This is a genomic window from Stenotrophomonas sp. YJH_SMC_82, from assembly GCF_059368875.1.
This window is the reverse complement of the sequence record NZ_JCAFSE010000005.1, coordinates 16,806-31,154: the sequence shown is the minus strand read 5'-3', so window position 1 is coordinate 31,154 and position 14,349 is coordinate 16,806. Positions and strand designations below refer to the sequence as shown.

Sequence of the window (14,349 nt, the reverse complement as noted above, 5' to 3'; positions counted from 1 at the left end):
CGTTGGATGTCCCATGTTGCCTGGACATGCCGCAATGCCGCTGACCCTCCCGCCTCTGCTGCCTGATCGGCCACGACGCCTGGCGCTGCTGGACCCGCACCCGGTACTGCGGTTGGGCGTGGAAGTGCTGCTGCGCCAGCACGCGGGTGTGCAGGTACGGGTGAGCCTGTCCAGCGAGGCGCACCTGCTGCACCTGCTGGAGCGCAGCCCGACGTGTGTCGACCTGCTGCTGATCGATGCGTTGCCCATGGGCGACCTGGGCGATGGGCTGGCCCTGTTGCACGTGCTGTCGCAGCGCTGGCCGGCACTGCCGGTGCTGGTGCTCTCGGCACACTGCAATGCCAGCACGGTGGCCACCGCGATGCGTGCCGGTGCGCGCGGCTTCCTGTCCAAGTCGACGCCACCGGACGTGCTGCTGCGTGCCATTGATGTGGTCGCCCGGGGAGGGCGCTTCGTGCCACCGGAGCTGCGCGCGGAACTGAACCTGCCGGGCACGCGTGCACGCAGAATGCCGGCCCCGGCACTGGTGCCGTTGAGCCAGCGCGAACGGGAAGTGCTCGGGCTGGTGCTGAAAGGGGTCAGCACCAGCGAAATGGCCCTGCGATCGGGGCGTTCAGCCAGCACGATCAGCTCGCAGAAAACCTCGGCCTACCGCAAGCTCGGCATCCGCGGGGACGGTGACCTGTTCCGCTTCCGCCACCTGCTGGAATGCGGATGAGCGGCGTTACTCGCCCTGGTACTGCTTCTCTTCCACCAGTGCAGAACCGGCCACGCGGTTGATCTCGTTCTTCACCTGCACGCGCTCGCCATTGGTGCCATAGACACCGCGTGCCAGCTGGATGAATGCATCATCGAACACCTGGGCCGCTTCCTTGTCGCGCAGCTGGTCCTGGATGTCCCACATACGCTCGTTGATCGCCTTCAACTGCTGCTGCAGCGCGGCCAGGGCCGGCTGTGCCTGCAGCTGCTGCTGCAACAGGGGCAGCAGGCCGTCCAGCTCGGTGCGCACGTTGGTCAGCTTGGCGGCATCGTCGATGCGCTCGGCCTTGATCTGGAGAATGGTGATCTTGTCGATCAGCTCGCCGATCGATACCGGGGTCAGGATGGCGTCCACGCGGTTGGTTCCTGGAAACAGGGCGCCATGATACCGCGCCGCTGGCGCATGGCCCCGATCCACGGGATTTACGCCGAATTTGCGCCGCGGCCCGGGCCGCACCCTCGATCCGTTACGGCCACGCGCTGGACACTGCCGTCCCGGCGGCATGACCGCCTTCGACGAGGAACACAGTGCAGTGAACAGCAAGGGGATGATGGCGGCGGTGGTGGCCGCCCTGGCAGGGCTGCTTGGCATGGGCAGCGCGCAGGCACAGGTGCAGGTCAGTGGCAGTGCGGCCTTGACCAGTGACTACGTGTGGCGCGGCAGCTCGCAGAGCGATGGTGACCCGGCGGTGCAGGCCGGCGCGAAGATCTCGATCCCATCGGGCTGGTACGCCAGCGTGTGGGGGTCCAACGTCTCGTTCAAGCCGGACAATGGCGCGCGCAGCGAGTTCGACCTGGTGGCGGGCTGGTCCGGCGCGCTGGCACCGGACTGGACGCTGGATGCGAACCTGACCCGCTATGTGTATCCGGGTACCGGTCGTGCGCTGGACTGGACCGAACTCAACACCAACGTGACCTGGAAGCAGCGCGCCTGGCTGCAGGTCGCGCATTCCAACGATGCGTTGGCCGGTGGCCATCGCGGAACCTATGCCCAGCTGGGCGTGCGTGTGCCGCTGCACGAACGCGTCCGCCTGGAAGCAGCGATGGGCCAGTACTGGCTGGCCACCGCGCAGGGCCCGGATTACCTGCATGGCCAGCTCAGTGCCATTGCCACGCTGACTCCGGCATGGGAGCTGCGCGCCACCGTGCATGACACCGACAGCGCGGCCAAGCGACTGTTCCCGGGCAATGCCGGTGGACGCTGGGAGCTGGCGCTGCAGGGCAGCTTCTAGTTCGACGATGCCGCCTGGCGCGCGCGCAGCGCGCCGGGCAGCCACAGCAGCAGGGCCAGCACGGCCACGGCGGCACCGGCCACGCAGACGCCGGTCCAACCGTAGCGCTGGTAGACCTGCGCCGACAGCAGCGAACCCAGCGAGCCGCCGATGAAGTAGCCGGTCATGTAGCCGGCATTGAGGCGGTTGCGCGCCGCGGGCTGCAGCGCATAGATCAGGTTCTGGTTGCTGACGTGCAGCAGCTGTGCGGCCAGGTCCAGCACCACCACGCCGATCAGCAGCGCCAGCAGCGAGTGGGCCGACAGCCCCAGTGGCAGCCACGACAGCAGCAACAGCACCAGCGCGATGGCAGTGGCGCGTCCGGTCTGGCCGCGGTCGGACATGCGCCCGGCCAGGCCGGCCGCCAGCGTGCCGGCTGCACCGACCAGCCCGAACAGGCCGATGGTGGCATCGCTGTAGGCGTAAGGTGGCTGCGCCAGCAGGAACGCGAGCGGGGTCCAGAAAATCGCGAACATGGCAAAGCTGCAGGCACCCAGCAGGGTGCGCTGGCGCAGCACCGGCTCCTGCACGAACAGCACGCAGATCGAGCGCAGCAAGGCGAAATAGCCCAGGCCGGCGCTGTGGTGGAATCGCGGCAGGCCGCGCTGCAATGCCAGTGCGGTCAGCACCAGGGTGCCGGCAGCGATGGCATACACCAGGCGCCAGTCACCCAGGCTGGAAAGCAGGCCGGCCACGGTACGCGCCAGCAGGATGCCCAGCAGCAGGCCACTCATCAGCGTGCCGACCACGCGGCCACGATGTTCCGGCGCGGCCAGCGTGGCCGCGAACGGCACCAGCACCTGTGCCACCACCGAAAACAGTCCGGTGATCGCGGTCCCGACCAGCAGCCAGGCCAGCGACGGCGCGCAGGCACTGATCACCAGGCCACCGGCCGACAGCAGGCTCATCACCACGATCAAGCGGCGGCGCTCGAACAGGTCACCCAGTGGCACCAGCAGGATCAGTCCGGCGGCATAGCTCAGCTGTGCTGCGGTAACCACCATGCCGACCTGGCCGAACGGCACGCCGAAGGCATCTGCGATGGTGTGCAGCAGCGGTTGCGCATAGTAGTTGCTGGCCACGGCCACGCCGGTGGCGACCGACATCAGCAGCACCTGCCAGCGGTGCAGAGGGGGAAGGGAGGGGCTCACGCGGTGTTCCAGGAAGCGGGGTGCACAGTGTCCGCCTGCTGCGGTCATGATGGAAATGAATCATCATCATCCTTGTCATCTGAAAACAAGATAGCTGGATGAACCTCAAGCAGCTCGAGTTTGCCGTCGCCCTGGCCGAGGAGGGCAATTTCACCCGTGCCGCCGAGCGCTGCCACGTGGTGCAGTCCGCGCTCAGCCACCAGATCGCCCACCTGGAACAGGAACTGGGTGCCACACTGTTCGAGCGCCTGCCACGCCAGGTGCGGGCTACCGCCGCCGGCGAGGCGTTGCTGGTGCACGCACGCCAGGTGCTGGCCAGCCTGCGCCACCTGCGCGCCGACGTGGCCGCCGTCAGTGGCGAAGTGCGTGGCCTGCTGGCCATCGGGCAGATTTCTTCGCTGACCGACATCGACGTCGTGGCGATGCTGGCGGCCTTCCAGCGGGTGCACCCACAGGTGGAGTTCCAGCTGCGCGTGGACAAGAGCGAAGACCTGATCGCACAGGTGCAGTCGCGCGCGCTGGATGTGGCACTGGTCGGCCTGGCGCCGTCGGCAGCGCTGGATGGCGTCTGCCACCAGGTGCTGCAGGAGGAGGATCTGGTAGCGGTACTGGCGCCGTCGCACCGGCTCGCCGGGCGCACGCGGTTGCCATTGACCGCACTGCAGGATGAAGCGCTGGTCGACTTCCCGCGCGGTACCGGTGCGCGCCGGCAGACCGACGATGCCTTCGCCGCCGCTGGCCTGCCGCACACGGTGCGTTTCGAGGTCAACCTGATGGAACTGGTCGAGCGCTTCGTCCGCCACGGATTGGCGGTCGGCATCGTGCCGGCGTTGACCGCCGAAGGTTTCCAGGGCGTGGTTCAGATTCCACTGCAGCCGACCCCGACCCGGCGCGTACACCTGGTCTGGCAGCGGCTGCCGACGCCGGCCGCGCGCGCCTTCGTCGAGGCCGTGCTCAGCCGCGCAGGCGCAGGCTCAGGCCCTTGAGGAAGTTGCGCAGCATCTGGTCCAGGCAGCGCCGGTAGTTGGTGTGCCCGGGCTGGCGGAACAACGCACCGACTTCCGACTTGGACACGTTGAAGCCGGCGCTGGCGAAGATCTCCATCAGGTCCACGTCGCGCAGCTGGAAGGCCACGCGCAGCTTCTTCAGCACCAGGTTGTTGTCGATGCGGGTTTCCACCGCACGCTGCGGCTGGCTCTCGTCGCGACCGCGCAGGTGCACGATCAGGCCATCGAGGAAGTGCGCCAGTGCGCTGTCGTTCATCGCCTCGAAACCGGCTTCGTCCTCGCGGCGCAGCCAGGCCTTCACCTGCTCGGTATCCACGGCGAAGGCCGGGTCGGCCATCTGGCACAGGGTGACCACGTGCTGGTCACCCAGGTCCAGGGAGTAGCGCACGCTGCGCAGGACATCATTGTTGATCATGGCGCAATTGTACCGGTCACCCCGACACGTGGGGTCGCCGCCGGGGTCAGATCCCTTTGCTCCGCAAAGGGATCTGACCCCGGATCCGGCCGATCCGGCAACACGGGTGCTGCCGGACGGTGCCAGAATGGAGATCTGGTTTTCCCCCTGGAGTTGCCTGATGACCCGCACTGTCCTGATTACCGGCGCCACATCCGGCTTCGGCGCCGCCGCCGTCCACCGCTTCGCCCAGGCCGGCTGGAAAGTGATCGCCACCGGCCGCCGCGGCGAACGCCTGCAACCGCTGGTCGAGCGCTATGGCAAGGACGTGGTGCACGCCGCCGCCTTCGACATCCGCGATCCGGTGGCGATGGAGGCGGCCCTGCTGGCGCTGCCGCCGGCCTTCGGCGAGATCGACCTGCTGGTCAACAACGCCGGTCTGGCGCAGGGCACCGCACCGGCACAGAGCGCCAGGCTGTCGGACTGGACCACGATGATCGACACCAACATCACCGCGCTGGTGACCCTGACCCACCGCCTGCTGCCGCAGCTGGTGGAGCGCAAGGGCGCGATCATCAACATCTCGTCGGTGGCCGGCGTCTACCCGTACCCGGGTGGCAACGCCTACGGAGGCACCAAGGCCTTCGTCAGCCAGTTCTCGCTGGGCCTGCGTTCGGACCTGCACGGCACCGGCGTGCGCGTGACCACGATCGAGCCGGGCATGGCCGAGACCGAGTTCACCGTGGTCCGCACCCATGGCGACCAGAATGCATCGGACAAGCTGTACAGCGGTGCCAATCCGATGACCGCCGAAGACATCGCCGAACAGATCTTCTGGGTGGCCACGCTGCCACCGCACCTGAACATCAATCGCCTGGAGCTGATGCCGGTCAGCCAGTCCTTCGCCGGGTTCCAGGTCGCCCGCGAGGGCTGACGCCGTGTGTGGAGTCGAGCCATGCTCGACTCGGCAGAAACAAAAAAGCCGGGCAATGCCCGGCTTTCTTCATGCAGTCCCGCAGAACGTCACTGCGCCTTGATGGCCATCGCCTGCAGGCCGGTGCCATCCAGCTTCTGCTTCGCTTCAGACAGTTCGCCGGCGCTGCCGTACGGCCCCATGCGCACGCGATACACGGTCTTGCCGTTGATCTGCGCCGACTCCACGCGTGCCGCCAGGCCCATCATGGCCAGCTTGGCCTTGGTGGCTTCGGCGTCGCCGGACGCACCGAAGGCACCTGCCTGCAGGATGTAGCGCGCGTTGTCGGCGGGCGCCGGTGCGGCAGTGGTCGCCGGCGCGGTGGGCGCGGCTTCCGCGCGCGGCGCGGGGGCGGCGGCCGTGCTGGTCGACGCCGGTGCGGTGCTGGCCGGCGGCGTTGCCGCGGCCGGGCGCTCGCTCAGCGGTGCCGGCAGCGGACGGTTGCTCGCGGTCACCGGTGCGGTGCTGGCGACGCTGGCCGTTGCGGTCGGTGCCGGCGTGGCCGTGCTCGCCGGCGGCACCGGCTTGCCCTCCAGCGCGGCCTGCGCGCGCGACGCTTCGGCCTTGGCCCGGCGCTGGTCCTCGGCACGCGCGCTGGCGGCCAGTTCGGCGTCGGACATTTCCACTTCCTTGCCCGGCAGCAGGGTGTAGAAGTCGTACTGCGTCGCCGCGGGCTTCTCCGGTTCGGCCGGCTTCGGCGTGGCCGGCTGCGCGGCTGGCTGGCTGCCGACATCGCTGTCTGCATCAGCAACCGGGGCCGGCTGCGCGTTCGGGTTCGGCTGCGGACCGGCGCGCAGGAAGCCGTCGCCTTCGCCCTTGAACAGGTTCGGCGCCGCCAGGAACACCACGGCGGCGATCGCCACACCGGCCACCAGCCACACCCATCCGGGTGTGCCCTGGCTGCTGCTGTTGCGTCGTGCCTGGGTTTTGCCGCGTCGTGCTGCCATGTGTACTGCGTCTCCTGATGCTTACATTTTTTCCGGGGCGCTCACGCCCAGGAGTTCAAGGCCGTTGGCCAGCACCTGGCGCGCCGCGCAGGCCAGGGTCAGCTTGGCGTTGCGATCGGCGGCGTCTTCCACCAGCACCGGCGTCCCGTGATACCACGTGTGGAAGGCATGCGCCAATTCACGCAGGTACTGCGCCACCAGGTGCGGCTCCAGCGCCACGCCGGCCGCTTCCACCACTTCCGGATAGCGCGAGATCTCGTTCATCAACAGCAGCGAGGCATCGTCGGCCAGGTGGCCAAGGTTGGCCAGGCCATTGCCCTGCTCGTACACCAGGCCCTTTTCCTGCGCCTGGCGCAGCAGGCTGCAGACACGGGCGTGCGCGTACTGCACGTAGAACACCGGATTGTCGTTGCTCTGCTGGCGCGCCAGGTCGATGTCGAAGGTCAGCTGCGAATCGGGCTTGCGCGCGATCAGGAACCAGCGGGTCGCATCGCGGCCGGCTTCTTCGATCAGGTCGCGCAGGGTGAAGTAGCTGCCGGCACGCTTGGACAGCTTCACTTCCTCGCCGCCGCGCATGACCGTGACCATCTGGTGCAGCACGTATTCCGGCCAGCCCTGCGGGATGCCCACTTCCATCGCCTGCAGGCCGGCGCGCACGCGCGCCAGCGAGCCGTGATGGTCGGCGCCCAGTTCGGTGATCGCGCGCTCGTAGCCGCGCTGCCACTTGGACAGGTGGTAGGCCACGTCCGGCACGAAGTAGGTGAAGGTGCCGTCGGACTTGCGCATCACGCGGTCCTTGTCGTCACCGAAGTCGGTGCTGCGCAGCCACAGCGCGCCGCCTTCCTCATAGGTGTGGCCGGACGCCTGCAGCTTGGCCACCGCTTCGGCAACCTTGCCGTCGGCGTACAGCGAGCTTTCCAGGAAGTAGATGTCGAAGTCGACACCGAACGCGGCCAGGTCCAGGTTCTGCTCGTTGCGCAGGTAGGCCACGGCGAAGCGGCGGATTGCCTGCATATCGTCCGGATCCTTGGCGCCGACCACGGTGCTGCCTTCCAGGTCGACGCTGGCACCGGCCATGTAGGCGCGGGCGACATCGGCGATGTACTCACCGCGGTAGCCGCCTTCCGGCCAGCCGTCCTGATCGGGTGCGATGCCCTTGATCCGCGCCTGGGTGGACAGCGCCAGGTTCTCGATCTGCACGCCAGCGTCGTTGTAGTAGAACTCGCGCTTGGCGTTCCAGCCGTTGGCATCGAGCACGCGGGCCACGCAGTCGCCGATCGCCGCTGCGCGGCCATGGCCGACATGCAGCGGGCCGGTCGGGTTGGCCGACACATACTCCACGCCCACCGTGCGGCCATTGCCGGACAGGTTGCGGCCGTAGTCGTGGGCTTCCTTGATGACCGAGGCGGTTTCGCGCTGGTACGCGGCCGGGGCCAGATGGAAGTTGATGAAGCCGGGGCCGGCGATCTCGACCTTGCTGACGTCCTCGCTGCGCGGCAGCGCCTCGACCAGCGCCTGTGCCAGTGCGCGCGGATTGCTGCGCGCGGCCTTGGCCAGCAGCATCGCGGCGTTGGTGGCGAAGTCGCCGTGGTCACGGGTCTTCGGGCGCTCGACCACGAAGTCCGGCGGCAGGGAGTCGGCGGGCAGGGTGCCATTGGCGCGCAAGGCTTCGATGCCTTGGCTGATCAGGGCGCGGAGGAGATTTTTCACGAGGCCTGCTGTGAGAATGAGCGGCGGAATCGCCCATTTTAGCGCAGATGCCCGCGCCCACGCTGACCAGGACATGCCTGCGGGGCGCCCGCCCGGCCCTGACCAGGGCCGTTCAGCCGAACAGGCGCGGCTGGGGCGGGGACAGCAGGCCCCGTTCAGCAAATGAAACGGGGCGGCCCTCGCCGACGACGAAGTGGTCGAGCAGGCGCACGTCCACCAGTGCCAGCGCCTGCTGCAGTTCATCGGTGATGCGGGTGTCGGCGCCGGAGGGCTCGGGGTCGCCGGAAGGATGATTGTGGCTGAGGATCACCGCTGCCGCATTGTGCAGCAGGGCTCGACGCACCACCTCGCGGGGATAGACCGGGGCGGCATTGATGGTGCCCTGGAACAGTTCTTCGCAGGCGATCAGGCGGTGGCGGTTGTCCAGGAACAGCGCCATGAAGATCTCGCGGGCCTGGCCGCGCAGGCGGTGCTGCAGATAGCGGCCGACCGCAGCCGGGTTGTTGCCGACGGCCTCGCCCTGCTGAAGTTCGGCCGCCAGATAGCGGTGGGCCAGTTCCAGCCCGGCGGCCAGTGCACAGCTTCGAGCAGGGCCCAGCCCCGGCAACCGGGCCAGCTCGCGGGCCGGGCGGTCCAGCAGCACACGCAGGGGACCGTGCGCCTGCAGCAGGTCGCGCGCGGTCTGCACCGCATCGCGTCCACCGAAGCCGGAGCCGAGGAACAGTGCCAGCAGTTCTGCGTCGGACAGCGTGGCGGGGCCGCGTGCGATCAGCTTCTCGCGGGGACGTTCCTGTTCGGGCCAGTCGTGGATGGGCATGCCTGCATCATCGCCAGTGGGGGCGATGCGGCCCATCAGGGCAGGACGCATGCCCGGGTCGGCCGTTGCCTCAGTCGCGTCGCGACTGCAGGTAGGCGAACAGCTCCTGGTTGTTCTGCAGCCCCAGCTTGCGCTTGGCCTCGGCCTTCTGCCGGCTGATCGTCTTGGGGCTGCGGCCGCAGTGGACGGCGATGGCGTTCACTTTCAGCCCGGCGGCCAACAGGTCCAGCACTTCCTGTTCGCGGGCGGACAGCGCCGCCGGTTCGCGCGCGAACATCAGGTCGCGCGCCTGCAGGTGGTGGCGCAGCTGCTGCGAGACGAACACCTGCCCTGCCATGGCCGCGTTCAGGGCCTGCGGCAACTCGCCGAAATCGGCGCACTTGTCGACCAGGCCGCTGACACCCTCACGCAGCAGGCCATCGAGCAGGCCGGGGTGGCGGGCGCCGGTAAGCACCACCACGGGCATGCGCGGGTGGCGTGCGCGCAGTTCAGCGATCAGTTCCGGGCCATCCGGGCCGGTGCCCGGCATGGAGAGGTCGGTCAGCACCGCGTCGCAGCCGTGGTGCTCGACCAGCTGCAGCAGCTCGGCGCCGTCACGCGCGCTGCCGACGACCTCCATCAGGTGGGTCTGCAGCACGATGCGGATGCCATGCAGGACGACGGGATGGTCGTCGGCGATGATGATGCGCGGGTGCACGCGGAATCCTCGAAAAGCGAAGCGGCACACCTGCGGCGGCCACTGACGATTCTGCAAACGTGGCCGGCCTACAGGTATAGGAAAGTTCCGAATCGCAGTGTCTTGAACCCCGGAAGCGCTGTGGTGCAAGTCCCATCTGCTGATAGCTGCCCGCTATGTGCGCTGTGCACCGGGACATTACCGACCATCGGGTAAGCTAATGCCCTCGTTTGCACAGGAATTCCAGGTGGCTGACTCCCCCAACGCTTCCCCCGCGCCCGGCCGCGCGCTGGAAGGCCAGAAACTGCTGTTGTGCGTCGGAGGCGGGATCGCGGCCTACAAGGCCCTGGAACTGGTGCGACGCCTGCGTGATGCGGGCGCCCAGGTGCAGGTGGCGATGACCGCCGGCGCCCAGCAGTTCGTCACCCCCCTCAGTTTCCAGGCCCTGTCCGGGCAGCCGACCCGCACCACGCTGTGGGACAGCGCCGCCGAACAGGCCATGGGCCACATCGAGCTGGCCCGCTGGGCGGACCGCATCGTGGTCGCGCCGGGAACCGCCGATCTGCTGGCCCGGCTGGCCCAGGGCCATGCCGATGACCTGGTCAGCACCCTGTGCCTGGCCAGCACCGCACCGCTGACGATCTGCCCGGCGATGAACCATCGCATGTGGCTGCATCCGGCCACCCAGGCCAACATCGCCCTGCTGCGCCAGCGTGGTGCGCAGGTGATCGGCCCGGTCGATGGCCCGCTGGCCGAAGGTGAATCCGGTCCCGGCCGGCTGGCCGAACCCGGCGACATCGTGGCCGCGCTGGCCGCCAATGGCGGCGCCGCTGCGACGGTTGCCGCGGCGGAAACCCGTGCCCTGCAGGGGCTGCGCCTGCTGATCAGTGCCGGCCCGACCTACGAAGACATCGATCCGGTGCGTTACGTCGGCAACCGCAGCAGCGGCAAGATGGGCTTTGCCCTGGCCGCCGCTGCTGCCGCGCTGGGCGCGCAGGTGGTGCTGGTCAGCGGTCCGGTACAGCTGCCGACGCCGCCGGGCGTGCAGCGTATCGACGTGCGCTCGGCCGCGCAGATGCGCGATGCCGTACTGAAGTCGCTGCCCGCCGACATCTATATCGGTGCCGCCGCGGTGTCCGACTACACGCCGCGCCAGGTCGCCGCGCAGAAGCTGAAGAAGACCGCCGACAGCCAGTCGCTGGTGATCGAACTGGTGCGCACGCCGGACATCCTCGCCGAAGTCGCTGCACAGACGCAGTCGCTGAAGCTGGTGGTCGGCTTCGCCGCCGAGACCCACGACGTGGAGAAATACGCGCGCGGCAAACTGGTCGACAAGCGCCTGGACCTGGTGATCGCCAACCAGGTCGGCATCAGTGGCGGCGGTTTCGAGAGCGACAACAATGCCGCCACGGCCTTCTGGCAGGACGGTGAACAGGTATTCCCGGCCACTTCCAAGCGCGAACTGGCCGAACAACTGCTGGCGCTGATCGCGCGGAGACTCCAGGCATGACCCAGGCATCCACTTCCCACCCGCTGCAGGTCAAGCTGCTCGATCCGCGCTTCGGCGACAGCTGGCCGCTGCCGGCCTATGCCACCGAGGCCAGTGCCGGCATGGACCTGCGCGCGGCGCTGGATACCGCGCTGACCCTGCAGCCGGGCGACACCGCGCTGGTGCCCAGCGGCCTGGCCATCCATATTGCCGACCCGAACCTGTGCGCGGTGATCCTGCCGCGTTCCGGGCTGGGCCATCGGCATGGCATCGTGCTGGGCAACGGCACCGGCCTGATCGATGCCGACTACCAGGGGCCGCTGCTGATCAGCGTCTGGAACCGTGGCCGCGAGGCCTTCACCATCGAGCCGGGCGATCGCATCGCGCAGCTGGTGGTGGTTCCGATCGCCCGCGTCAGCCTGCAGGTAGTGGATACTTTCACCGACAGCGTGCGGGGCGCGGGTGGATTCGGCCATACCGGGGTGCGTTGACAGGGGACATCGATGAGCGGCATCGGGGAAGGACAGCGGGGACGGTCGTTGGGTCGCAGTGCACCTCTACTGGGGGTGCTGTTGATCCTGTTGGCCGGCTGGTTCGGATGGAGCGCGGTGCAGCAATGGCGGCAGGAGGCCAACGGGCAGGCGCTGGAAGAGGCGCGTGACCAGGCCGTGCAGGGCCTGCAGCAGGCTGCTGCGGGCCAGTTGCAGCAGCTGCAGCAGCAGTTGAAGAACGATCGCGTGCAGCAGGCGCTGCAGGCCGGCGACGCCGCTGCGGCGGCGCTGGCCGTTCGCGAGAGCTGGACCGGAGTCGAGCAGGTCGAGGTGCTGGCGGCCGATCTGGCCAACGCCTATGCCGATCCGGCCACCTTCGGGTATTCCCGCCTGGCGCTGCTGGAAGCGGCGCTGGCCGAGGCCAGGCCAAGCCTGCGCGTGGTCCGCGACGGCGGCGGCAACCGCCTGGGCCTGGCCGCGCCGGTGCAGCTGGGCAGCCTGGGGCCGGCCGTCATCTATGTCCGCCAACCGCTGCTGCGGCTGACGTCGCCGCTCGACCAGGTCAGCGCGCCGTCCGCCGGCTTCCTCGGCCTGCGCCAGGGAGCATTCGATCTGGTCACCCAGGGCGACCCGAGCCTGGCCGAAAGCGCGGAAGCGCTGGCGCGCCCGGTTGCAGGCACGCCGTTGCGGCTGGTCGCGTCGGTGCCGAATGTCGAGGCCGGTCCGCTCGGCCTGGGCGCGCTGGCCAGCGCCATTGTGGCGTTGCTGCTGGCGTTCATTGCCGTGTTGCTGGTGGTGGGGCGCGACCGGCTGCCGAAGTCGCTGCCGTTGCCGCGCCGCGCCGCCGCGTCCGAGGCCGACCATGGCCCGACCCTGAGCGAGAGCCTGCAGCAGGCGCCGCCACCGGTGGCCGCCGTGACCGGCAGTGGCGATGCCACGCCACCGCCGCCACCGCCGGTGCCTGCCGAAGAGCTGGCCGCCGGCATCTTCCGCGCCTATGACATCCGCGGCATGGTGGGCAGCGAACTGACACCGAAGACCGCGGCGCTGATCGGCCAGGCCATCGGCACCGTGGCACTGGAGCAGGGCCTGCGCGAGGTGGTGATCGGGCGCGATGGCCGCCTGTCCGGACCCGAGCTGACGGCCGGGCTGGCCGAGGGCCTGCGCCGTGCCGGCTGCGCGGTGATCGACATCGGCCTGGCGCCGACCCCGCTCGTGTACTACGCCGCCTTCCATCTGCGTACCGGCACCTGCGTGGCGGTCACCGGCAGCCACAACCCGCCCGAGTACAACGGCTTCAAGGTGGTGATCGGCGGCGAGACGCTGTCCGGCGATGCGATCACCGACCTCAACCAGCGCATCGTCGAGGGCCGCCTGGTGCAGTCCGCCGAGCCGGGTGACTACCAGCAGCGCGATGTCAGTGCCGACTACATCCAGCGCATCGCCGATGACGTGCAGCTGGACCGTCCGCTGAAGGTCGTGGCCGATGCCGGCAATGGCGTGGCCGGCGCACTGGCCCCGCAGCTGCTGGAAGCAATCGGCGCCGACGTCATTCCGCTGTACTGCGATGTCGATGGCACCTTCCCCAACCATCATCCCGACCCGAGCGAGCCGGCCAACCTGGAAGACCTGGTGCAGACGGTCAAGCGCTTCGGCGCGGACCTCGGCGTAGCCTTCGATGGCGACGGCGACCGGTTGGGCGTGGTCACCGGCGAAGGCAGGATCATCTATGCCGACCGCCTGCTGATGCTGTTCGCTGCCGACGTGCTGATGCGCAATCCGGGCGCGATGGTGATCTACGACGTCAAGTGCACCGGCAAGCTGTCCGACCATGTGCTGCGCAACGGTGGCAGCCCGCTGATGTGGAAGACCGGGCATTCGCTGATGAAGGCGAAGATGCGCGAGACCGATGCCGAGCTGGCCGGTGAGATGAGCGGCCACTTCTTCTTCAAGGAACGCTGGTTCGGTTTCGACGACGGCCTGTACGCCGCTGCGCGCCTGCTGGAGATCCTGGCCCAGCGCGAGGAGACCCCGGACGAAGTGCTGGGCGAACTGCCGGAAATGGTCGCCACGCCGGAGCTGAAGGTAGCGGTGGCCGACGGGACGCCGCATGCGCTGGTGGCGATGCTGGTGGCGGCGGCGCAGTCGCCGGACAACCCGTATGTGGGGGGCCGCCTGTCGACCATCGATGGCCTGCGCGTGGACTTCGCCGATGGCTGGGGCCTGGTGCGCGCCTCCAACACCACGCCGGTGCTGGTGCTGCGCTTCGAAGGCAACGACGATGCCGCACTGGAGCGCATCAAGGCCTTGTTCCGCAGCCAGCTGCAGCCGGTGCTGGGCGACACCCCGCTGGGGTTCTGAGGTGGGGCCGGGCGGCGCCCGGCACCCGCCGAATCAACGTCAACGTCAACGTCAAAGGCCGGCTATCCGTGGGATGCGGGGTGGGTCCGGTTACGGGGGACGCTGCAAGTCCCCCTCCGGGGCCCGGCCCAGCCGCTGGCGGCTGGGCGTTCGGGCGCTTGCGAAGCAGTGCTTCGCAAGCAAAGCGCCCTCACCCATGTAAGCTCGGTCGCCGCATCCATGCGGCTCACGCCCCCGCAACCGGACCCACCCCGCCTTCGACAGATTTCCGCGATCTGTCCGAACCGCATGAACTGCTCTTGG

At 68.8% G+C, this 14,349-nt stretch carries 14 protein-coding genes; 7 read left to right on the top strand and 7 right to left on the bottom strand.

Annotated elements, in window-relative coordinates; all coding sequences use genetic code 11:
* Window positions 1-34 precede the first annotated feature (34 nt).
* On the top strand, window positions 35-718 hold the full coding sequence (locus AC5P53_RS17630) for a response regulator transcription factor (RefSeq protein ID WP_032961444.1): 684 nt from the start codon (window positions 35-37) through the stop codon (window positions 716-718).
* Between the two features lie 6 nt (window positions 719-724).
* On the opposite strand, the gene AC5P53_RS17625 is transcribed toward AC5P53_RS17630, so the two are convergent.
* Window positions 725-1,114, bottom strand: a complete 390-nt coding sequence (locus AC5P53_RS17625) for a DUF6165 family protein (protein WP_164077655.1) — start codon at window positions 1,112-1,114, stop codon at window positions 725-727.
* A gap of 148 nt (window positions 1,115-1,262) precedes the next feature.
* Between AC5P53_RS17625 and AC5P53_RS17620 the strand changes: the two genes are divergently transcribed.
* Window positions 1,263-1,991 (top strand): TorF family putative porin, encoded by a 729-nt coding sequence (locus AC5P53_RS17620; protein WP_241887743.1) that lies wholly within the window; start codon window positions 1,263-1,265, stop codon window positions 1,989-1,991.
* Here the strand turns inward: AC5P53_RS17620 and AC5P53_RS17615 are convergent.
* A complete protein-coding gene (locus tag AC5P53_RS17615; RefSeq protein ID WP_414612074.1) occupies window positions 1,988-3,136 on the bottom strand; it encodes an MFS transporter in 1,149 nt (382 codons plus the stop codon). The two genes, AC5P53_RS17620 and AC5P53_RS17615, sit on opposite strands and share 4 nt — an antisense overlap.
* Before the next feature lie 143 nt (window positions 3,137-3,279).
* Here AC5P53_RS17615 and AC5P53_RS17610 point away from each other — a divergent pair, with 143 nt between their 5' ends.
* Window positions 3,280-4,167: a LysR family transcriptional regulator gene (locus AC5P53_RS17610; RefSeq protein WP_241887742.1), complete on the top strand. Its 888-nt coding sequence runs from the start codon at window positions 3,280-3,282 to the stop codon at window positions 4,165-4,167.
* Here the strand turns inward: AC5P53_RS17610 and AC5P53_RS17605 are convergent.
* The gene (locus AC5P53_RS17605; protein WP_014645662.1) at window positions 4,136-4,603 is read right to left on the bottom strand and encodes a YehS family protein; all 468 of its coding nucleotides are present in this window, start codon (window positions 4,601-4,603) and stop codon (window positions 4,136-4,138) included. The two genes, AC5P53_RS17610 and AC5P53_RS17605, sit on opposite strands and share 32 nt — an antisense overlap.
* A gap of 160 nt (window positions 4,604-4,763) precedes the next feature.
* Between AC5P53_RS17605 and AC5P53_RS17600 the strand changes: the two genes are divergently transcribed.
* The gene (locus AC5P53_RS17600; protein WP_014035694.1) at window positions 4,764-5,516 is read left to right on the top strand and encodes an SDR family NAD(P)-dependent oxidoreductase; all 753 of its coding nucleotides are present in this window, start codon (window positions 4,764-4,766) and stop codon (window positions 5,514-5,516) included.
* Between the two features lie 89 nt (window positions 5,517-5,605).
* Here AC5P53_RS17600 and AC5P53_RS17595 read toward each other — a convergent pair whose 3' ends face one another.
* The 4 genes from AC5P53_RS17595 to AC5P53_RS17580 all read right to left on the bottom strand — a co-directional run bounded on the left by AC5P53_RS17595 (window position 5,606) and on the right by AC5P53_RS17580 (window position 9,726).
* Window positions 5,606-6,502, bottom strand: coding sequence for an SPOR domain-containing protein (locus AC5P53_RS17595; protein WP_032961433.1), 897 nt, complete (start codon window positions 6,500-6,502; stop codon window positions 5,606-5,608).
* Window positions 6,503-6,523: 21 nt separating this feature from the next.
* Complete coding sequence (gene argS, locus AC5P53_RS17590) at window positions 6,524-8,212, bottom strand: arginine--tRNA ligase (RefSeq protein WP_032961431.1); 1,689 nt, start codon at window positions 8,210-8,212, stop codon at window positions 6,524-6,526.
* A 112-nt stretch (window positions 8,213-8,324) separates the two neighbouring features.
* A complete protein-coding gene (gene radC, locus AC5P53_RS17585) occupies window positions 8,325-9,029 on the bottom strand; it encodes a RadC family protein (protein ID WP_014035697.1) in 705 nt (234 codons plus the stop codon).
* Between the two features lie 70 nt (window positions 9,030-9,099).
* Window positions 9,100-9,726 carry a response regulator gene (locus AC5P53_RS17580; RefSeq protein ID WP_014645666.1) on the bottom strand — a complete coding sequence of 209 codons (627 nt, stop codon included), beginning with the start codon at window positions 9,724-9,726 and terminating at the stop codon, window positions 9,100-9,102.
* A 199-nt stretch (window positions 9,727-9,925) separates the two neighbouring features.
* Between AC5P53_RS17580 and coaBC the strand changes: the two genes are divergently transcribed.
* Genes coaBC through AC5P53_RS17565 form a run of 3 tightly spaced genes read left to right on the top strand, consistent with a single transcriptional unit; the run spans window position 9,926 to window position 14,046 of the window.
* Window positions 9,926-11,215: a bifunctional phosphopantothenoylcysteine decarboxylase/phosphopantothenate--cysteine ligase CoaBC gene (gene coaBC / locus AC5P53_RS17575; protein WP_241887741.1), complete on the top strand. Its 1,290-nt coding sequence runs from the start codon at window positions 9,926-9,928 to the stop codon at window positions 11,213-11,215.
* Window positions 11,212-11,685 carry a dUTP diphosphatase gene (gene dut / locus AC5P53_RS17570; protein WP_014035700.1) on the top strand — a complete coding sequence of 158 codons (474 nt, stop codon included), beginning with the start codon at window positions 11,212-11,214 and terminating at the stop codon, window positions 11,683-11,685. Before coaBC ends, dut begins: the two co-directional genes overlap by 4 nt.
* A 12-nt stretch (window positions 11,686-11,697) precedes the next feature.
* Entirely contained in the window at window positions 11,698-14,046 is a 2,349-nt protein-coding gene (locus tag AC5P53_RS17565; RefSeq protein ID WP_241887740.1) for a phosphomannomutase/phosphoglucomutase, read from the top strand.
* Window positions 14,047-14,349 lie beyond the last annotated feature (303 nt).

Coding starts and splice junctions, on each gene's coding strand:
- AC5P53_RS17630 (WP_032961444.1), top strand. CDS start 35: ATGCCGCTGACCCTCCCGCCTCTGCTGCCTGATCGGCCACGACGCCTG.
- AC5P53_RS17620 (WP_241887743.1), top strand. CDS start 1,263: ATGACCGCCTTCGACGAGGAACACAGTGCAGTGAACAGCAAGGGGATG.
- AC5P53_RS17615 (WP_414612074.1), bottom strand. CDS start 3,136: ATGTCGGTCGCCACCGGCGTGGCCGTGGCCAGCAACTACTATGCGCAA.
- AC5P53_RS17610 (WP_241887742.1), top strand. CDS start 3,280: ATGAACCTCAAGCAGCTCGAGTTTGCCGTCGCCCTGGCCGAGGAGGGC.
- AC5P53_RS17605 (WP_014645662.1), bottom strand. CDS start 4,603: ATGATCAACAATGATGTCCTGCGCAGCGTGCGCTACTCCCTGGACCTG.
- AC5P53_RS17600 (WP_014035694.1), top strand. CDS start 4,764: ATGACCCGCACTGTCCTGATTACCGGCGCCACATCCGGCTTCGGCGCC.
- AC5P53_RS17595 (WP_032961433.1), bottom strand. CDS start 6,502: ATGGCAGCACGACGCGGCAAAACCCAGGCACGACGCAACAGCAGCAGC.
- radC (WP_014035697.1), bottom strand. CDS start 9,029: ATGCCCATCCACGACTGGCCCGAACAGGAACGTCCCCGCGAGAAGCTG.
- coaBC (WP_241887741.1), top strand. CDS start 9,926: ATGCCCTCGTTTGCACAGGAATTCCAGGTGGCTGACTCCCCCAACGCT.
- dut (WP_014035700.1), top strand. CDS start 11,212: ATGACCCAGGCATCCACTTCCCACCCGCTGCAGGTCAAGCTGCTCGAT.
- AC5P53_RS17565 (WP_241887740.1), top strand. CDS start 11,698: ATGAGCGGCATCGGGGAAGGACAGCGGGGACGGTCGTTGGGTCGCAGT.